Annotated in this window: 18 protein-coding genes and 1 riboswitch; of the genes, 9 read left to right on the top strand and 9 right to left on the bottom strand. The window is 39.2% G+C overall.

Going from position 1 to position 18,326, the window contains the following annotated elements; genetic code table 11:
- The first annotated feature begins 402 nt into the window (after positions 1–402).
- The 5 genes from KO529_RS08515 to KO529_RS08495 all read left to right on the top strand — a co-directional run bounded on the left by KO529_RS08515 (position 403) and on the right by KO529_RS08495 (position 3,593).
- Positions 403–1,740, top strand: a complete 1,338-nt coding sequence (locus tag KO529_RS08515; protein WP_215947490.1) for a 2TM domain-containing protein — start codon at positions 403–405, stop codon at positions 1,738–1,740.
- Between the two features lie 90 nt (positions 1,741–1,830).
- Entirely contained in the window at positions 1,831–2,133 is a 303-nt protein-coding gene (locus KO529_RS08510; RefSeq protein ID WP_215947489.1) for a 2TM domain-containing protein, read from the top strand.
- Entirely contained in the window at positions 2,133–2,462 is a 330-nt protein-coding gene (locus KO529_RS08505; RefSeq protein WP_215947488.1) for a 2TM domain-containing protein, read from the top strand. The genes KO529_RS08510 and KO529_RS08505 overlap by 1 nt, the downstream gene beginning before the upstream one ends.
- Positions 2,463–2,467: 5 nt before the next feature.
- The gene (locus KO529_RS08500; protein WP_215947487.1) at positions 2,468–2,785 is read left to right on the top strand and encodes a 2TM domain-containing protein; all 318 of its coding nucleotides are present in this window, start codon (positions 2,468–2,470) and stop codon (positions 2,783–2,785) included.
- A gap of 52 nt (positions 2,786–2,837) precedes the next feature.
- Entirely contained in the window at positions 2,838–3,593 is a 756-nt protein-coding gene (locus KO529_RS08495) for a LytR/AlgR family response regulator transcription factor (RefSeq protein ID WP_215947486.1), read from the top strand.
- 91 nt (positions 3,594–3,684) lie between these two features.
- Here KO529_RS08495 and KO529_RS08490 read toward each other — a convergent pair whose 3' ends face one another.
- From KO529_RS08490 to gndA, 3 genes are all read right to left on the bottom strand, one after another.
- Entirely contained in the window at positions 3,685–4,872 is a 1,188-nt protein-coding gene (locus KO529_RS08490; RefSeq protein ID WP_215947485.1) for an LETM1-related biofilm-associated protein, read from the bottom strand.
- Between the two features lie 283 nt (positions 4,873–5,155).
- On the bottom strand, positions 5,156–5,437 hold the full coding sequence (locus KO529_RS08485) for a hypothetical protein (RefSeq protein ID WP_215947484.1): 282 nt from the start codon (positions 5,435–5,437) through the stop codon (positions 5,156–5,158).
- An 80-nt stretch (positions 5,438–5,517) separates the two neighbouring features.
- Positions 5,518–6,924, bottom strand: a complete 1,407-nt coding sequence (gene gndA, locus KO529_RS08480) for an NADP-dependent phosphogluconate dehydrogenase (protein WP_215947483.1) — start codon at positions 6,922–6,924, stop codon at positions 5,518–5,520.
- Positions 6,925–7,113: 189 nt separating this feature from the next.
- On the opposite strand from gndA, the gene zwf reads away from it, so the two are divergent.
- Both zwf and pgl read left to right on the top strand, forming a co-directional pair.
- Positions 7,114–8,646 carry a glucose-6-phosphate dehydrogenase gene (gene zwf, locus KO529_RS08475; RefSeq protein ID WP_215947482.1) on the top strand — a complete coding sequence of 511 codons (1,533 nt, stop codon included), beginning with the start codon at positions 7,114–7,116 and terminating at the stop codon, positions 8,644–8,646.
- Between the two features lie 25 nt (positions 8,647–8,671).
- Positions 8,672–9,382 carry a 6-phosphogluconolactonase gene (gene pgl / locus KO529_RS08470; RefSeq protein WP_215947481.1) on the top strand — a complete coding sequence of 237 codons (711 nt, stop codon included), beginning with the start codon at positions 8,672–8,674 and terminating at the stop codon, positions 9,380–9,382.
- On the opposite strand, the gene KO529_RS08465 is transcribed toward pgl, so the two are convergent.
- From KO529_RS08465 to KO529_RS08440, 6 genes are all read right to left on the bottom strand, one after another.
- Positions 9,379–9,930, bottom strand: coding sequence for an acyl-CoA thioesterase (locus KO529_RS08465; RefSeq protein WP_215947480.1), 552 nt, complete (start codon positions 9,928–9,930; stop codon positions 9,379–9,381). The genes pgl and KO529_RS08465 overlap by 4 nt on opposite strands.
- Positions 9,931–9,935: 5 nt before the next feature.
- Positions 9,936–10,292 (bottom strand): 6-phosphogluconate dehydrogenase, encoded by a 357-nt coding sequence (locus KO529_RS08460; protein WP_215947479.1) that lies wholly within the window; start codon positions 10,290–10,292, stop codon positions 9,936–9,938.
- A gap of 18 nt (positions 10,293–10,310) precedes the next feature.
- Positions 10,311–11,660, bottom strand: a complete 1,350-nt coding sequence (gene rmuC, locus KO529_RS08455) for a DNA recombination protein RmuC (RefSeq protein ID WP_215947478.1) — start codon at positions 11,658–11,660, stop codon at positions 10,311–10,313.
- 64 nt (positions 11,661–11,724) lie between these two features.
- Positions 11,725–12,426: an ABC transporter ATP-binding protein gene (locus KO529_RS08450; RefSeq protein ID WP_354667771.1), complete on the bottom strand. Its 702-nt coding sequence runs from the start codon at positions 12,424–12,426 to the stop codon at positions 11,725–11,727.
- A gap of 202 nt (positions 12,427–12,628) precedes the next feature.
- On the bottom strand, positions 12,629–13,660 hold the full coding sequence (locus KO529_RS08445; protein ID WP_354667770.1) for a FecCD family ABC transporter permease: 1,032 nt from the start codon (positions 13,658–13,660) through the stop codon (positions 12,629–12,631).
- On the bottom strand, positions 13,661–14,806 hold the full coding sequence (locus KO529_RS08440; RefSeq protein ID WP_215947477.1) for an ABC transporter substrate-binding protein: 1,146 nt from the start codon (positions 14,804–14,806) through the stop codon (positions 13,661–13,663).
- Between the two features lie 259 nt (positions 14,807–15,065).
- A riboswitch (cobalamin riboswitch) is annotated at positions 15,066–15,282 on the top strand.
- A 33-nt stretch (positions 15,283–15,315) separates the two neighbouring features.
- On the opposite strand from KO529_RS08440, the gene KO529_RS08435 reads away from it, so the two are divergent.
- Complete coding sequence (locus tag KO529_RS08435; RefSeq protein ID WP_215947476.1) at positions 15,316–17,160, top strand: TonB-dependent receptor; 1,845 nt, start codon at positions 15,316–15,318, stop codon at positions 17,158–17,160.
- Between the two features lie 15 nt (positions 17,161–17,175).
- Positions 17,176–18,231, top strand: coding sequence for a YncE family protein (locus tag KO529_RS08430; protein ID WP_215947475.1), 1,056 nt, complete (start codon positions 17,176–17,178; stop codon positions 18,229–18,231).
- The last annotated feature ends 95 nt before the right edge of the window (positions 18,232–18,326 follow it).

Genomic DNA, 18,326 nt, shown 5'->3' with positions numbered 1-18,326 from the left:
CCCATTAAATCTACAATTCGGTAGATTCAATTTTCCTGCCTTTTTTATTTAAGTCACATTTGCCCAATGAAAAACTCACTTAAAATTGAGCTATGCATAAAGTCATATTGATAATCCTGGCAACCGTCGTCAATGAATTGGCGGCGGCTCATAATGAAAGTGAATTAGTAGATAATTGCACTTTTTATACTGTAAATCAATGCAGTAATGAATCTAAAGTGATGCCGGAAATATTTGCGGCGGAATCTTTGTACAGTAAACAGGGTGTCCGTTATGTTACAGTAGATCTTGAACCGTCGTGGAAACTTTTTGCTAACTTTAAGCCGGGTGCCTTCCATATGTGTCGATAACGGAGGGATGAATTTCCGGGATTATGTTAAAATGGATTACAAATAAGACTTAATGATGCGGTTTATTAAACATATAGGAAATGCACTGTTTATAGGTACATTGTTATATTTTGTGTTTCTCGCTGTTTTCTTTTTTATGGGAGAATTCGATGGCGGCTTTAGTGTTGAGCGGGCTTTTCAGGAGTATTACGCCAATATGATTTTTACTGTAATCCTTTATATGGTGAATGCGTATTGGATTCAATTTCTTATAATTAAATATGGGCAGCAGATATACAGGGGGAAACGCTTGTTATTTGCGATTTCCGGCAACATTGCGTTCTCCTTGGCGGGGATATTCCTCTCCCGTTTAATTCTTAGGGTAGGGATTGGAAAAATGCCTCTGTTGGATTTTTTGGCAAATGAGGAGCCAGGGCAATACAAAGTTTCGCTGTTTTTGGCGATTTTAATTTCTGCACTGTTTTATTTGGCTTGGTACTTTAAACATCGGCAGGAGAACAAGGTAAAGGAGCAGAAAATAATTGCAGGTACTGCCTCTGCCAAGTTCGATGCCCTTAAAAATCAATTGGATCCACATTTTTTGTTCAATAGTTTAAACGTGCTTACCAGTTTAATTGAGGAGGATCCCCTTCAAGCTCAAAAATTCACAACTTCCCTTTCAAAGGTATATCGATATGTATTGGAGCAGAAGAACAAAGACTTGGTAACCGTGGACGAAGAACTTGCCTTTGCTGAAACTTATGTAAGGTTGTTGAAAATGAGATTTGAGGATAGTATAGTTTTTGATATCCCTGGGAAATGCAGTGATGCCGAGGCAAAAATAGTTCCCTTGTCCCTACAGCTCTTGTTGGAAAATGCGGTTAAGCATAACGTGGTAACGGTTGCAAGACCCTTGCGGATACGCGTATATGAGGAAGGGGGTATGCTTTGTGTATCGAATAATCTACAGGAGAAGCAGGTCGTTAAAAAAAGTAGTGGGGTTGGGCTCAGGAATATACAGGAACGTTACCAAATGTTGTCCAGTAGGGAGGTTCAGGTCAATAAATCTGCTTCGGAATTTACGGTCAAGCTCCCAATACTAACGGAAAGAATAGGGATTAAGGAAACGCATGAAACATTTTTAGAGGACAAACGCTATCAAAAAGCCAAAGAACAGGTAGAGGCGATTAAGGGGTTTTATGGCAATCTAATATCCTATTGTGTAGTATTGCCCTTATTGGCTATACTCAATTATAACACTACGAGTTTTCCATGGGTACTTTTCCCTGCTGTTGGATGGGGATTTGGTGTAGCGCTTCATGGTATGGAAGTTTTTGGTTACAATCCGCTCTTAGGGAAAAACTGGGAGGAAAGGAAAATTCAGAAGTATATGGAAGATGAAGATTTTTAGGGTTACGGTCCATCCTATAAAATCAACATTTCAGGATCTTATTTTTGAAAAATACTATACAGGTCACGAATTTTGAATAAAAATCAAATAATGGAAAATATAGATAAGGAAAACAAATATTTCAGGGCCAAAGAAAGGGTTGGTGCCATTAAGAAGTTTTATATGAGCCTAATGTCCTATTTTGTTTTTATCGGGTTTCTGGCGGCCCTTAACTACTGGACCAATCAATGGCGGTACCCCTGGTTTCTTTGGGCGGCCTTTGGTTGGGGAATTGGCTTGGTGTTTCATGCCGTAAAGGTTTTTGGTTTGAACCCTTTCTTTGGAAAGAACTGGGAAGAACGGAAAATTCAAGAGTATATGCAGGAGGATGAAAGAAAAAACAGGTGGAAATAATGGATATTGATAAGCAAAATAAATTGGAGCGCGCCAAAAAACACGTAGCGGAATTAAAGGGGTTTTATGTTCATCTTGTGGTATATCTTGCTGTAAATGTATTTATTACAACGGCTAAGATTATAGGTGACATCAGCAATGGCGATTCCTTTCTGGAGGCATTTTGGGACTTTGAAACTTTTGCAGTGTGGTTGTTTTGGGGCGTAGGTTTACTGTTTCATGGCTTAAAGGTTTTTTCTTATAATCCATTTTTCAACAAGGATTGGGAAGAAAGGCAGATCCAAAGATACATGGAGAAAGAGAAACGGGAAGTTGAAAAATACAAATAGCGCAAATGGATAGGAATAACTTGGAAAAGTACATTAAGGCTAAAAAGCGAGTGGATAATCTTAAAAATTTTTACGCACATATTGCTATTTATCTGGTTATGAATGCTCTTCTTTTGATTTTTAAAGGAAGGCTCCTTGATTTTTTTACCGCCAACGGAGTTGAGGATCAGGGTTTTTTAAATTGGATGGAATGGAATATGGTTCTTATTCCAGTTATTTGGGGGGTGATCCTCGTGGTGGTCGGAGTTTATTTTCTGAAATTGAAACCTGGATTTTTTAGGAAGTGGGAGGAAAGGCAGATGCGGAAATACATGGAGGAATAAGAAGATAATATAGTGCCATAGCAATCAAACAAAAACCAATTAGCCAATTAAAATGAATGCAATCATTATTGAAGATGAAAAACCGGCCGCAAGAAGATTAGGTCGATTATTGACCAATTTGAAGGTAGGGGTGTCCACTATGCTCCATTCTGTTGAGGAGGCCATTATTTGGTTTCGGGAAAACAATCATCCAGATTTAATTTTTTTGGATATTCAGCTTTCGGACGGATTATCGTTTGAGATCTTCGAGGCCGTTGATATACAAAGTTCGGTAATTTTCACTACTGCATATGATGAATATGCGTTGCAGGCATTTAAGTTGAATAGCATCGATTATTTGTTGAAACCCATAGATGATGAAGAGTTGGAAATTGCCGTAAAAAAGTACCTTGTTTTTAGGCCTGAAAAACAGAAAATGACCCTCGATTTTGAAGACATAAAAAAGTTGTTGGTAAACCCTTTGGAGCGGGAGTACAAAAAGAGGTTTACTGTGAGGGTAGGGCAGCATCTAAAAATTATCAATGCAGAGGAGATAGAATGTTTCTACAGTGAGAACAAAGGTACCTATGCAGCCACTATCGATGGTAGAAATTATCTATTGGATCTTACCCTGGAAAACTTGGAATCGGAACTTCACCCCAACTCCTTTTTTAGGGTGAGCAGAAAGTTCTACGTGAACATAAGTCATATAAAAGATATTGTTTCTTACACCAATTCTAGGTTGGAAATCAAATTAAACCGCTATAATGAACAAGAAATAATAGTAAGTAGGGAAAGAGTGAAAGACTTTAAGTTATGGTTGGAGTAAGTATATTTAAATAATTGATTTTAAGTATATTAAAGTTGAAAATAATCAATTATAGGTTTTTCTTATAGTAGTGTTTTTGAGCAATTTTGGGCTATTCTTCAACCCTGTTGTCGTCAAAAGAGGAAGGTAGTAGTTTCGGAATTAATTTAATGAATATGGGTAATAAAACTGCTCCGCCGGGAAGTATGAAAATGGCTAGCGAAGGAATACTTTTAAAAATATCAACGAGTTGATTTTGCACTTTTTTCTTCTCTTCCGGGCTAAGATCCTTCACCGTTGATTTGGATAATAGGGTAACCAATTCCTTACTTTCAGAAAGTTCCTTTTGTAGACGTTTGCTATTTCTGAGGATAAGTTTGTTTACTATTTTGGACATGCTATCGTAAAATTGGACAGCTAAATTGTGGTCCTTAAGATGGGGTATTTTGTCGGCATTCAATTGAAAAAATCCGGTAACATCCTGTAGTGATTTTGCTATTTCATTTTGGTCAAAACCAAGGTCCCTGCCCAAGCCAAAAATAAAGTCGGATTCGGTGTAATCCAATGACTGGTCTTCCCATACCGTTAAGCAGGCAACATCCAGAAAATACCTATTTTCCGAACCGGAATATTTGTTGACCAATTCATCTCTATAGGAGCCATCAAAATCCTGTTTTACGCTTTCAATAAAGGTCAGCGAGGAGGCAAAAAGTTGCGCCAGTTTTTCGTCACTCTTATTTTTCTCTTTGGAATTTAAGGTATGATATGTAACATTTATGGTGATATGTTCCAGGCGTTGGGCATATTCCTTTATTGAAGTTTCACCTTCAAGATATCTTTTAAAGCTTAGAACATCTATAAAAAGCAACGAATTGGTTATGATTTTATTGAAGGTCTTACTTATTACATTGTCCTCTAGGTAGATTCTTGAGTTCAAAAGGTTTTCCAGTTTGGAAGACGTTTTTTTACCCGTAAGAAATTTGTTCAAAAACGAAATTCTGTTAATCCCCAAATCTTTATAGAACTTAAAGATATAACCAAGGAAAGCTTCGAAATTGGGTTCGTTGTTTTTAAGCTTGTAGGTGAAATAGAGTGCGGTTATTAAATTGATCTTGGCTTTTTCATCCTCGGACAAGGGAACCTCTCTAATTATAAATGGGGGTATATCCAGATTAATCCCATAAACAAATCCGGTACTCTTGAGTAGGGCATATAATTCTTCAAAGGAGTTAAAATAGTCGTTATTGTCCTTTACCAGATACCCAAACTTATCTATCCAACCGGTGGCAGAAGGGTTCATAGATTCAAATATTAGTGGGTAAAATTAAATTAAAATATGGGACTTCATTCTTATTGGAACTGTTTTTTCGGTAAAAGGCATTTTTAATGATCAACATAAAATTCGATCTATGATGAAGGTTGTCATCACCTAAACTTTGTTCTTAGGGAAATTTTTTATTGAATTTTGTGTGATATTAGGTGGTGGAAGGCAGAGGAAGCCGGGATATGGCAACCATATTTTAATTTTATAGGAACAATTTGAAGCTGTCTTAGGTAGGGAACTTAATAAAGACGATATGCGTTTATTTGAAGAGAATGAAAAGAGTTGCAACGAGAGTTAATGCTATAACAAGAAAAATAAACATTTCTCTATTACGATCTTTAAGGGCCCTGTTTTTTATCCGATCCTTTATTTTTTTTAATTCTATTTCGGATACTTTCTTGAAGTTCAATTTTGTAAGTGCCGGCACGGTATCGGAATATATATTATCCCTATTGTTATCCTTAAACCGTGCTCGATTGGAAGGTTTTAGAGAGCGATTCTGATTCACTCTATTGTTCATGTCCTGAATGCTTCCGCTCATATTAAATTTTTTGGGCTACTTTCATGTTATATTAAAAATAGCCCAAAAAAAATTCAAATACAAAGTTTTATTCCCATAGGTTACTCCCATTCCGTATGGAAGATGCCTTCCATATCTGTCCTTTCATAGGTGTGCGAACCAAAGTGATCGCGCTGCGCCTGAATAAGGTTTAAAGGCAACCTGCCAGAGGTGTAGGCATCAAAATAGATTAAAGAGTTGGAAAGACCTGGCAATGGAATGCCATTTTTGGCCCCATATGCTACAAGATTCCTAGTGGCCCCTACAGTAGATTGCACCTTGGGAACAAACTGTGGGGATAGCAAAAGGTTTGGCAATTGCTTGTCCTTGGTAAAAGCCGCGGATATGTCTTCCAACAAACCGGCGCGGATAATACATCCCGCTCTCCAAATTTTGGCTATTACAGAAAGATCTAGATCGTAGCCATATTCCTTGGAGGCATCTGCCAATTGATGGAGTCCTTGTGCATAAGTGGTGATAAAGGAAAAGTAAAGTGCTTCCTCCGCCCATTTTGCCATTTCCTTTTTGTCCATTATTGCTGGCTCTGGCCTATTGTATAGCTTATCTGCCAAAACCCTTTCTTCCTTCAAGGCCGATATTTCCCTCATACTTACGGCTATATCTATACTTGGGATGGGAATACCCAGGTCCATGGCATTTTGGGATGTCCATTTACCGGTACCCTTTTGTTTGGCTTTGTCCAATATCTTGTCTACCAATCTGCCATCGCCCTTGTCATCTTCCTGTTTAAAAATCTCAGCGGATATTTCTATTAAAAAGGATTGTAATCTACCCTTGTTCCAGGAATCAAAAATGGCATGAAGTTCATCATTATTGTACTTGCCCGCCTTTTTTAGAAGGTCATATATTTCGGAAGTAAGTTGCATTAGACCATACTCAATGCCGTTATGTACCATTTTTACATAGTTTCCGGCAGATTTAGGGCCTAAATAGGCTACGCATGGCTCTCCTTTAAATTTGGCAGAGACAGCCTCAAATATAGGCTGCACCTCCTTGTAGGCTTCTTTGTTTCCGCCCGGCATTATACTGGGGCCCCGCCTGGCACCTTTTGCACCTCCGGAGACACCAGAGCCGAAAAAGTGAATTCCTTTACTTTGTAAATAAGTCTCCCTACGATCGGTATCGGTAAAAAATGAATTTCCACCATCTATAATAAGGTCGTTCTTGTCCAAATATGGCAAAAGACTTTCAATTACGGAGTCCACTATTTTACCGGCAGGCACTAAAAGCATAATTTTTCTAGGCTGTGATAAGGATTGTACGAAATGTTCAATATTGGTGGAGGCATTTACTCTTTTGGTGTCTTGTCCTTCTTCGATCAGTGCATTTACTTTTTCATCATCAAGATCGTATCCCATGGCCGAAAAGTTGTTATCCGCAACGTTTAAAATAAAATTACGTCCCATTACCCCTAGGCCAATCAATCCAAAATCATATGTGTTTTCCATGTTTTTTCCTTAAAGTTATTTAACAAAATAAAGTGGCTTTTGTTAAGTGTCCTTGTTTATAAATGAATAATCTAAATTAGTTTTATCTTCGCACGATAATTCAAAAATCAAAAATAGTCAATTAAACGGTTTTTAGAACCAAAGTTTTAAATTCCCAACAAATTGAACAAAACTTCCAATAATTATATTATGAATAAAACGGCAAATCAAATGCTTGTTATTTTTGGGGCATCAGGAGATTTAACTGCTAGAAAGCTGGTACCAGCTTTATTTAACTTGTACAAGGCAAAACAGCTTCCTGAGAATTTCGTGGTTTTGGGAGTAAGTAGGAGTAACATGACCGATGGTGAGTTTAGGAGGAAGGTAGTCCAGGAGAGTACTTACCTCAAGGATAAGGTAAAGGACGCATCTTCTGATTTTATAAATACTTTTGCCGACAAGTTTTTTTATGAGGATCTGGGCGAGGATTACAATAAGGAATACAGTAAGTTGGCCACCAGGATATCTGATTTAAATACTAAATTCAGTACCGAGGGCAACTATATTTTTTATCTTTCCACTCCACCCAGTCTCTACGAGTTAATTGCAAAAAATCTTTCCGAGCAAGGTTTGAATAACGAAACCGAAGGTTGGAAGCGAATCATTGTTGAAAAACCATTTGGCTATAGTTTGGAGACGGCCAAAAATCTAAATATTGGTCTGCAAACTTATTTCAAGGAGTCCCAGATCTATAGAATTGACCATTATTTGGGCAAGGAAACGGTTCAGAATTTATTGGTGACCCGTTTCTCCAATAGTATTTTTGAACCACTTTGGAACAGAAATTACATACACCATATAGAAATTACCAATGCCGAAAGTGTTGGCGTGGAAAAAAGGGGTGGGTATTATGATAAATCCGGTGCGCTTCGGGATATGTTCCAGAACCATTTATTGCAGATAGTCTCGTTAATTGTGATGGAGCCACCAATAGATGCCAGCGCTCAGGAAATTAGGAACGAAAAGGTCAAGGCATTAAAATCATTGCGAATTATGCGCGATGAGGAAACCTTGTATAATAATACGGTAAGGGCGCAATACCTGTCATCTGTTATAGATGGTAAAAAAGTTAAGGGGTATAGGGAAGAGGAAGGTGTTGATCCCAATTCCAAAACGGAGACCTATGCCGCCATTAAATTTTTCGTGGATAACTGGAGGTGGAAAGACGTTCCTTTCTATGTGCGTACCGCTAAAAGAATGCCTACCAAGGTAACAGAGGTGGTGATACATTTTAAATCGCCGCACCACCAAGTGTTTAAAAATTCGGATATGAACAACAAGGACAACCAGTTGATCATTCGGATTCAACCGGATGAAGGCATCCTTATTAAATTTGGGGTGAAAGTCCCAGGGCAGGGCTTTACCGTAGAACGCGCCAATCTGGACTTTTACTATTCCAATCTGGCAGATAACAATGTAATGGACGCTTACGAAAGATTGTTGTTGGATGCCATGCAGGGCGATGCTACCCTTTATGCCAGAGCGGATGAAGTGGAAGCGGCATGGGAGTTTGTTGATCCTATATTGGACTATTGGAAGAATGGTTCGGATGTTAACATATATGGTTATTCTTCCGGAGTTTGGGGCCCAACCAATTCGGACCGTTTACTGGAAGGGGACTTAAAGTGGAGGAATCCCGGGGAGAACTTGGCCGATGATCCTGGTTTCTGTGTTATAAAGTAATTATTAATTCAATAAAATATAATAGATGCATATTAATATATCTCCTACCAAAACGGAAGTTGCCAAAAACTTTTCCGATTATTTGGAAGAACTGATAAAAGAAAATAAAACAACCCATATAGCTTTGTCCGGAGGTAGTACCCCTAAGGTGGTCTTTGATTATATGTCAGAGCATTATAAGGATGTGGATTGGTCAACGGTACATTTGTATTGGGGAGATGAACGATGTGTTCCACCTACCGATTCGGAAAGTAATTACAAAATGACGGTAGACCACTTATTATCCAAGATCAATATTCCCAAAGATAATATTCATCGTGTCCGTGGAGAAGACCTGCCGGAATTGGAGGCTGGAAGATATGGAAAAGTGCTAGAAGAGGAATTGCCCATAGTGGAAAGCATACCTCAATTTGATTTGGTTATCCTAGGTATGGGCGATGACGGACATACAGCATCTATTTTTCCACATGAAATAGGCTTATGGGACTCAACGAATAACTGTGAAGTAGCTATTCATCCAGATTCGGGACAAAGAAGGATTACCATAACCGGGAAGCTGATCAATAACGCCAAAATGGTTGCGTTTTTAGTGACAGGTAGTAGTAAGGCAGAAAAAGTCAGGTCCATAATTACCAAGGAAGAAGGCCATGAAAGTTATCCGGCTTCTTTAGTAGCACCTTCATCTGGGGAGTTGATTTGGTTCTTGGACGAGGAGGCCGCAGCCCAAATCAACTAGGCGGGATCCAGATTAATTTTTACATTCTCGTTATCCAGATCTTTTAAGTGGTCATTAATTTTAAATTGTGACGATTCAAATGTACTGCTTCGTGACATTGATTGTTTTTTTCGTTGAATGCTACGTGCAAACCTGCGAACCCCCTGTTCGTCTTCAATGATCAAACCTGGTACAGGAGTGCTTCGGCCATCTGCATCTTTGGCTACCATAGTAAAATAGGAGGAATTGCAATGTTTCTTTTTTCCTGTGGTTACATTTTCGGATTCTACCCGGACACCAATGACCATGGAGGTTCGTCCCGTGTAGTTTACGGAGGCCTTCAACGTAATTAATTCCCCGACCTCAATGGGATTTAAAAAATCTACCTTGTTCACTGATGCTGTAACACAATACTTTCTGGAGTGTTTGGAGGCGCAGGCAAAGGCTATTTGATCCATTAGGTTTAATATGTGGCCACCGTGTACCTTTCCCCCAAAATTGGAATGGGAAGGCAGCATTAATTCGGTTATGGATACTCTGGATTGTCTGGCAGTTTTAAATTTGTCCATTGTTTTTAGTTTAAGTGTGGAGAGTTTTCCTTTTCTACAGAAGTGACAAAATATTTGGTATCTCCCAACCAAAAGAAGGTCCTGTAGCGCTCTATATAGGTCACTTTAACATAAGATCCCTGATATTCCTTTAACTTGGCAATTACATCGTCCTTTAAAACCGAAAAGGAAAATATTTGTGCGCCCGATATTCCTTGGCTAATCTCGCCTTCCCATGTTTTTATAAGTACTCCTTTATGGCTTATTTTTATAAGTTCCCCTGAGCGGATACCTTCGCTATAGGGAACAAAATATACAAATAAAAAATAGGCGGTCATCACTAAGACCAGGCCGAGCAGGGTTAATCCGAGTATTTTTTTCATACTGATTGTTTAAGTTAACTATAGTAAGGTCAAAGGTTCCTCATTCTCATCATCATCATCCTGAGCTCTTTTCAGGAGAGATTCGGGGATGGATTTTTTAGCCTTGGCGCCCATTTTCTTTAATTTCTCTATGCTGGTAATTATATTCCCTCTGCCATCGACCAATTTGTTCATAGCTCCCTTGTATTCGGACTTAGCTTCATCCATTTTTTTGCCAACTTTCATCAAATCCCCAACAAAGCCTTCAAACTTATCATATAGGGCTCCTGCCTGACGTGCGATTTCAATGGCATTGCGTTGCTGTTTTTCATTGTTCCACATGGTATCAATAGTACGTAAGGTAGCCAATAGGGTGGAAGGGGTTACTATGATTATGTTCTGTTCAAATGCCTTGTTGTACAGGTTGTTATCGTTGTTTATTGCAATGGCAAATGCAGGTTCTATAGGAACAAACATGAGTACAAAATCCGGGCTCTCCATTTCGTAAAGGTCCTCATATTTCTTGGCAGAAAGTTGGTCCACATGCCTTCTCAGGGAATTGATATGATCTTTTAGAAATTTCTCCTTCAGTTCATCCTCGGCATTTACATATCGTTCATAATCTGTAAGGGAAACCTTGGAATCCACGATCATCTTTTTGCCATCGGGCAGGTTTATGATAACATCGGGCAGCACCCGGCTTCCGTCTTCACGGGTAAAGCTTTGTTGTACCGTATATTCCCGATCTTTTTCCAGACCCGACTTCTCCAGAACGCGTTCCAATACCAATTCGCCCCAATTGCCCTGCATTTTACTGTCCCCTTTTAGGGCTTTGGTAAGGTTTTCGGCTTCTTGGGTGATTTTAAGATTTTGAGTTTGAAGATTGGCCAATTGTTCCTTTAGGGCGGAATGCATGCCTACACTTTCTTTTTGACTGTCCTCGACCTTCTTTTCAAAAAGAATTATTTTCTCTTGTAAAGGAGTCAATATGTTTTTAATGTTTTCCCTATTCTGTTCTGTAAACTTGGTGCTTTTTTCATCTAAAATTTTATTGGCCAAATTCTCGAACTCCTTGGTAAACTTTTCCTGTAATTTTTCTACTTCCCCTTTTTGTTCCCGATTTTTAAGGTCCAAATTCTCCATTTCCGCCTGATAGCGGACAATTCTATTCCCCAATTGCTCCTTTTCGGATTGTAATTGGGTTTTGTGCTCTTCTGCATCAATAAGCCTCTGTTCCAAGGTGCTGAGGTTTGTTCTCAATTGTTGTTCCCGCTCCAAAAGGGCACTTTGACTGGATTTCGTTTTTAGATTTTGGATATAATTCCCTAGAAAATATCCAATGGCAAGGCCTACTAGGGCAAGGACTGCATATACTAGCAATTCATTCATTTAGTTATTGATCTTTGCTGTAAAGATAGTGGATTGTGTTAAAAAAAAGTGATGTTGACTTTTATTACTTATTAACTCTAAAAGAACCTGTTTGTGCATCGAAAGTAATAATGTCTGCGGGGAAAAGATTTTCAAAACTTTTCTTTTCTATCAATTCGCAAGGTGATCCAAAGGTACTCTGGTTTTTTTCCAATATCAACATTTTGTCGCACAGCTGGATGGCAATTTCAATTTCGTGGGTAGTAAAGAGAATGGTCTTTTTTGTTGTATGGGCAATAGATTTGAGCAATTTCAATATTTGGACCTTATGGTATAGATCCAAATGTGTCGTAGGCTCATCCAGTAAAATTAGCTGGGTGTCCTGGGCTATGGCCCTAGCGATCATTACCCGCTGTAATTGTCCATCACTAAGTTCGTAACACTTTTTAGACTTTAATTCTGACATCTGGACCATGTCCAATGCTAAGGAGATCTTTTCCTTATCATCCTCGGTAAGGGTCCCTATCCAATTGGTGTATGGCTGCCGACCTAGACTGATGAGTTCCAGCACCGTTAAATTTTTGGAAGCGATGGGTTCTGTTAGTACAACACTTACTTCAGCGGCCAGTTGGGCTATAGTGTGCTGTTCCAAAGGAACTCTGTCTAAAGTGATACTGCCGGATAATTTGGGCTGTATATTGCCAAGGGTTCGCAATAAAGTAGACTTCCCAATACCATTAACGCCAACAATGGCGGCAAGTTCACCTTTAACTAGGGAAAAATTAATATCCCGGGCAATGTAGGACTGTTGCTTCTTGTTGGTATAACCTATGCTCAGGTTTTCCGTTTTTAGGGCGATATGGGGAGTACTTGTATCTATCTGAGGTGAATTTTTGTTGCTAAGTTATTGGTTTTTCCTGTTTTAATATCTCTTTTTAGGCTACTTATTCATAGAAGCTACTCCACCGCTGCCCGATACTGATCGGAAATTAAAAAATCATTTTCCTTTTCCTCAAGAGCAGCCAAATAACCACTGGCGCCCCAATGATGGATGTTATGGCGTTAATGGGTAAAACACTGGCCGAATTGGGCATTTGTGCAATTGTATCGCAGATCAGCATTAAAATGGCACCGTAAATCAACACGGCCGGTACCAAAATTTTATGATCGGTGGTATTGAAAATCTGTCGGGTCAAATGTGGAACTGCCAGGCCTATAAAGGCAATAGGGCCTGCAAAAGCGGTTACACCACCGGCCAATAATCCTGTGGCAACAATTATAGCATACCGGGATTGCTTCATGTTTACGCCCAGACTCCTGGCGTAACTTTCCCCTAATAGTAATGCGTTCAAAGATTTTATGGAAAAAATACTGATCAAAATTCCAATCGCTATGATCATTAACAATAACAAAAGCTGATTCCATGATAAATTACCAATGCTTCCAAAAGACCAATATACATATTGCTGTAATTTTTCGGCCGTGGAGAAGTAGGATAGCACACTTACTACTGCAGTGGTAATGCTACCGAACATTAGGCCTATGATAAGTAGTGCCATAGTATCCTTTACCTTGGATGCAACTACCATAACGGCCAATAGTACCAGAAAGCTACCGATACTGGATGCCAATGCCAAGGAAATATCATTTACCATGCCGAAGGCAAATATCCCGGAGAATAGGGCGGACCCTAAAATTAATAGGGCAGCACCTAAACTTGCGCCCGCGCTTATGCCCAATACAAAGGGACCGGCCAAGGGGTTTCTGAATAAGGTCTGCATCAACAAACCACTTAAGGCCAAACCACTACCTACCAAAATGGCGGTAAACGCTTTGGGAATTCGGTAGTTCCAAATAATATAGCGCCAAGAATCCACCTTGGTAGGTCTGCCCATTATAGCGTTCAATGTATCCTCTAAGGGAATGGATACCGAGCCCAAGCTAATGTTCACTATAAAACAAACCAACATAACCAGCAGCAGAAGGATAAAATAGGTTCTATATGTTTTTAGTTGTAGCACTTAATCCAAGGGTTTAAAAAAGGTTGGCCTATAGTTGGGAAGCAGCTCGGGGTGAAAAATATGGATAAGGTCTTTGAGGACCAAATCCGGTCTGTTTGGTGCCAATTCAAAATAGAGCAATCCCCCAGTTTCCCCTGTGGAATTGGCATAGGTGTATACCTTCTTATTTCTGAAAGCAGAAAATTGGGCATAATGTTGGTTGGCTTTACTTAGTTCCAAATAGCTGCCAAATTGTGAAGGGGAGATCCAAAAATCGGCATCATAAGCCCGCTCAATTACACTTTCCAAACTTAAAGATAGGCTTCCGGTGGAGGAGGTGCTGTTCCATAAATATTCGGCGTTTGCATCTTCTATAAATTTGGAGGCCCAGCTTTTTCCGCCCGGCAGGTACCATATATCCTTATAAAGGGCTCCGCTTAAAACTTTAGGTCTGTTATTTGCCTTTTTTGCCAAGGCCTTGGCATTATTATAATTGTCCTCAATGGATTTGAAAATACTATCCGCCTCTTTTTCCTTTTGAAAAAATGGGGCGAAAAATTTTATCCATTCCGCTTTTCCCAAGGGAGTTTCTTCTGTCCAATCCCCATTGTACACTACGGGAATATTGGATCGTTGAATAGTTTCGTAAGCCTTGTTTTCGTGGTTAATACTAAAACCTACCACTACTTCGGGGTTTAAGGCAATCACCATTTCTGAATTTAAGGATTCATTGTTGCCCAATTCCTGCACCAATCCTTCATTTATTCTTTTTCTGGTCATTGGGGAAGATACGTACTCCGTATCTGGGAATCCTATTAATTTATCAGCCTCTCCCAAAGCCTCCAGTGCAGGGATATGGGTTGTGGAGGTAACTACCATTTTTTCTACCGGAACAGCTATTATGGCGTTATAGGCGTCTTTGTCCAAGGTAATGCTGGCCAATTTTTCTTTAGGCACCAAAGCATAGGTAAAACTATCTTCCGATTCTGGCCAAGGTGAGGATACTTTAATAATGGTTATATCGGATGTTGTCCTCTCAATTGTAAATCCTTGGGCATAATCTATGGTTATGGGCTGCGATAAAACGGCGCTGGAAATATTCTCCTTTTTAGGCTGTTTGCAAGAACAAATACATAGAAGGAGTAGAAAAAGAAGGGCTTTGTTCAAGAGGCTAAAGGTTTGTTTAAAAATTCAAAAGTAGCATTAATTTCTTGAATCAAAATTTCTAAAAGCCTAACAATGGTCATAATTTATTGCGGCCAGAGTATTTATTTTTGGGCAAATCAAAAAATTATGAGAGGAGAGTCCAACACCCTAATATATATTATTGCCGCTGTCATAGTCTTACATTTTATAGTTGGTTTTATCTGGTTGGCCTATAAACTAAATAGAAAAAAGGACAGTGATACTTCCAAAAAAAAGTAGTAGTTTCGCTGCGAATTTTGGTTTCTATTCCCTAATGTTTGGGGGATAGGATTAAAAGGGAATTCGGTGAAACTCCGAAACTGTTCCCGCAACTGTGAGCTTAATCCATGTTTATTGGATGGCTATCATTTCTTCTAATACCACTGCCCTAAATTATGGGGTGGGAAGGTAAATGATAGTACGCAAGTCAGGAGACCTGCCATATTCATCACTAAATAGAATAGATCTTCGGGCAAAGGGTCTTCTTGGATATGGAAAAAAAGCGAATATTTTTATTTTCATTGGTACTCTTGGCTATTGCGCAGGTTTTTGGGCAAAGGGACAGCGTTATTGTTTTGGACGAGGTAGTTTTGAGCGATGCCAAACTGCTTCATTTTTCAAAAGGAACAAAAGTTAGGGTTGTCAATGATTCCGTTTATCAAAAAAGCGGCACATCACTTACCGATTTATTGAGGTATAATTCCAATATGTATTTTAAGGAAAATGGTTATGGAATGGTCTCTTCAGCTTCATTTCGGGGTACCAACGCCCAACAGACCGCTGTTGTTTGGAACGGGATAAATATAAATTCACAACTTACCGGCCAGACAGATTTCAATACTTTAATTCCAGGGAATTATGGGGATGTGGTGGTCAGAAGTGGCGGGGGCTCGGTGCAATACGGGAGTGGGGCCGTTGGGGGCACTATTCTTTTAAACGATAGCTTTAGGTTTAATAACGGCTGGAAAAATAGTTTACAGACAAGTTATGGTAGTTTTAATACCAGCAAACTTGCTTTTAATACTTCTCTTGGCAAAGAAAAAACGTCTTTTCATATCGGAATCAACCACATAGCTTCAGATAACGATTATAAGTATTTGGGTACTAATTTAAGGAATGAGAACGGTGCTTATGATCAATTTAATTTAAATGCCAATATTGGCATTATTTTGTCCGATCAGCAAATTATAAAGTTGTACCACAACACCTTTAGTGGGGACAGGGATTTTTCCGGGACCTTGACGGCCCCGGCCGATGAAAATTATAGGGATTTAAATCACAGGTCGCTCATAGAGTTGAGCAGCTTTAACGAACGTAAGGTCTCTCGTTTAAAAGTGGGGCATTTATATGAGCGTTATCGATATTTCCCAAATAAGCAAAGGGAGGAGTTTAGTTTTGGGCAAGCCAATACCGTCCTTGCCAACTACGATTATAAATATCAATTAAAGAAAATTACCTTAAATGGGATTATTGATTTTTCTTCCATATGGGCCAAAGGGACTTCTATTGAAAATGCCCAAAGAAATTTTGTTTCGGGCACTTTCCTATTCTCCCATGAACTTTCGGATAAATTGAGTTACGGTGTAAACTTGAGACAAGAAGTGGTCAGCGATTTTGATAGTCCTTTTCTTTTTTCATTGAACAGTAGTTATGAAGTAGCCAAAAACTACACCTTGGCTATTAATGCGTCCAAAAACCATAGAATTCCCACCTTCAATGATCTTTATTGGACAGGTGCCGGGGCTAGCGGTAATTTGGAGGTCTTGCCGGAAACCTCTTGGCAGGTGGAACTTGGGCAGACGGTTGCAGTGAAAAACATAGCACTTTCATTAAATGCCTATAGCATAACAACCGATAATTTAATTCAATGGCGACCCAATGCACAAGGAATTTGGATGGCAATGAATGTTCAGGATGTTTCCCAATATGGATTAGAACTGGGTTTTGATTGGAAGAAGAAATGGGAGAACCAAAATGTGGCCTGGGAAAGTGAATATAGCTTCACCAAATCTATAGACAATTCAACAAAAAATCAATTACTGTATGTGCCGGAGCATTTGTTGAGGTCAAACGTGGCCTATCAATATAAGAAGTTGGTAGCCTTTTATCAATTTTTATATAATGGTTCGGTCTACACTACCACAGATAACAGTGATAGTTTGCCCTCTTATACCATTGGCAATATAGGGATGGATTACCATTGGCCCGACATTCCCGAAATTAAATTTACTATAGGGGTTAGGGTGAACAATTTGTTTAATAAAGATTATCAGAATGTGGCCTATAGGCCTATGCCCAATAGAAATTTTCAATTACAATTAATTACTAAATTTTAAAAACAGCTAAAACAAATGAAGATTAGAAATGTATTTTTATCCTTGTTGACTATCGGTCTTACCTGGTCATGTTCCAATGATGATGAGGAGATTCAAGAGCCTATGGGCGATTACGCAAATGGAATATTGGTTTCCAATGAAGGTCCCTTTAGTAATGGCACGGGAACGGTCACTTTTATTTCCGAGGATCTGTCCGTAGTGAGTAACGAAATTTATAAAATGACGAATGATGAGGATCTTGGCAATGTTGTACAGTCTATAGGATTCACGGAGGATGAGGCGTTTATAGTGGCCAATGTCTCCAACAAGATAAATGTGGTAAATAGATATACTTTTGAAAAAATTGCTAGCATTACTGACGGATTGAACAACCCTAGGTATTTTATTGAAGCCAACGGCAAGGGATACGTTACCAACTGGGGTGATACCGCAGATGAAACAGATGATTTCGTAGCCATTATCAATCTTCAGGATTATACTGTGGAAGGCACCATATCCGTAGTTTTGGGCCCTGAGGCCATTTTGGCCAAGGACAATACGGTTTATGTGGCCCATCAGGGTGCTTGGGGACAGAACAATAAGGTTTCGGTTATCAATACCGCTTCCAATGAGGTAGTAAAAACACTTACAGTAGGGGATGTGCCCAGTTCCATGCAATTGGATGCCTCCGGAAATTTGTGGGTCCTGGCCTCAGGAAAACCCGCTTATACAGGGGATGAAACTGCAGGGGTGCTTTCCAAGATCAATACCGCTTCCAATGAGGTGGATAGCAATATCCAATTCGAAACTACGCAACATCCAGGGGGGTTGAATTTAGACGGAGGTGATTTGTATTATAAATTAGGCGATAAGGTATATAAACAAAGTTTGTCCGCTACAAGTTTGGATCTGGATGTAGCATTGGAAGGTGTCAGTTTTTATACCATGGTCATAAACAATGGGAGATTATACGGTACTGATGCAGGGGATTATGCCAGTAATGGAACACTTACGGTTTATGATCTAAATACCAAAATAGCCATAGAAACCCTATCAGTAGGTATTATTCCTGGTGGTATTTACTTTAATTAGGCGTTTTTACCTTTAGGTTCGGTGACTAAATTAGTTAGTTGTAATTATAACAGTCGTAACGGCTGTAACCTAAAGAAACAGAAACCCCTCTTTTA

The sequence above is a fragment of the Arenibacter algicola genome (genome assembly GCF_018860365.1).
Taxonomy (GTDB): Bacteria; Bacteroidota; Bacteroidia; order Flavobacteriales; family Flavobacteriaceae; genus Arenibacter; species Arenibacter algicola_B.
The sequence above is the reverse complement of the archived record's forward strand: the minus strand, read 5'-3'. Positions and strand labels throughout refer to the sequence as shown.

Bases quoted from the DNA above. Each gene is read 5' to 3' on its own strand.
- rmuC (WP_215947478.1), bottom strand. From the start codon at position 11,660: ATGAATGAATTGCTAGTATATGCAGTCCTTGCCCTAGTAGGCCTTGCC.
- KO529_RS08430 (WP_215947475.1), top strand. From the start codon at position 17,176: ATGAAGATTAGAAATGTATTTTTATCCTTGTTGACTATCGGTCTTACC.
- KO529_RS08465 (WP_215947480.1), bottom strand. From the start codon at position 9,930: ATGGACAAATTTAAAACTGCCAGACAATCCAGAGTATCCATAACCGAA.
- KO529_RS08460 (WP_215947479.1), bottom strand. From the start codon at position 10,292: ATGAAAAAAATACTCGGATTAACCCTGCTCGGCCTGGTCTTAGTGATG.
- KO529_RS08510 (WP_215947489.1), top strand. From the start codon at position 1,831: ATGGAAAATATAGATAAGGAAAACAAATATTTCAGGGCCAAAGAAAGG.
- KO529_RS08500 (WP_215947487.1), top strand. From the start codon at position 2,468: ATGGATAGGAATAACTTGGAAAAGTACATTAAGGCTAAAAAGCGAGTG.
- KO529_RS08490 (WP_215947485.1), bottom strand. From the start codon at position 4,872: ATGAACCCTTCTGCCACCGGTTGGATAGATAAGTTTGGGTATCTGGTA.
- KO529_RS08505 (WP_215947488.1), top strand. From the start codon at position 2,133: ATGGATATTGATAAGCAAAATAAATTGGAGCGCGCCAAAAAACACGTA.
- KO529_RS08495 (WP_215947486.1), top strand. From the start codon at position 2,838: ATGAATGCAATCATTATTGAAGATGAAAAACCGGCCGCAAGAAGATTA.
- pgl (WP_215947481.1), top strand. From the start codon at position 8,672: ATGCATATTAATATATCTCCTACCAAAACGGAAGTTGCCAAAAACTTT.
- zwf (WP_215947482.1), top strand. From the start codon at position 7,114: ATGAATAAAACGGCAAATCAAATGCTTGTTATTTTTGGGGCATCAGGA.
- KO529_RS08485 (WP_215947484.1), bottom strand. From the start codon at position 5,437: ATGAGCGGAAGCATTCAGGACATGAACAATAGAGTGAATCAGAATCGC.
- gndA (WP_215947483.1), bottom strand. From the start codon at position 6,924: ATGGAAAACACATATGATTTTGGATTGATTGGCCTAGGGGTAATGGGA.
- KO529_RS08435 (WP_215947476.1), top strand. From the start codon at position 15,316: ATGGAAAAAAAGCGAATATTTTTATTTTCATTGGTACTCTTGGCTATT.
- KO529_RS08515 (WP_215947490.1), top strand. From the start codon at position 403: ATGATGCGGTTTATTAAACATATAGGAAATGCACTGTTTATAGGTACA.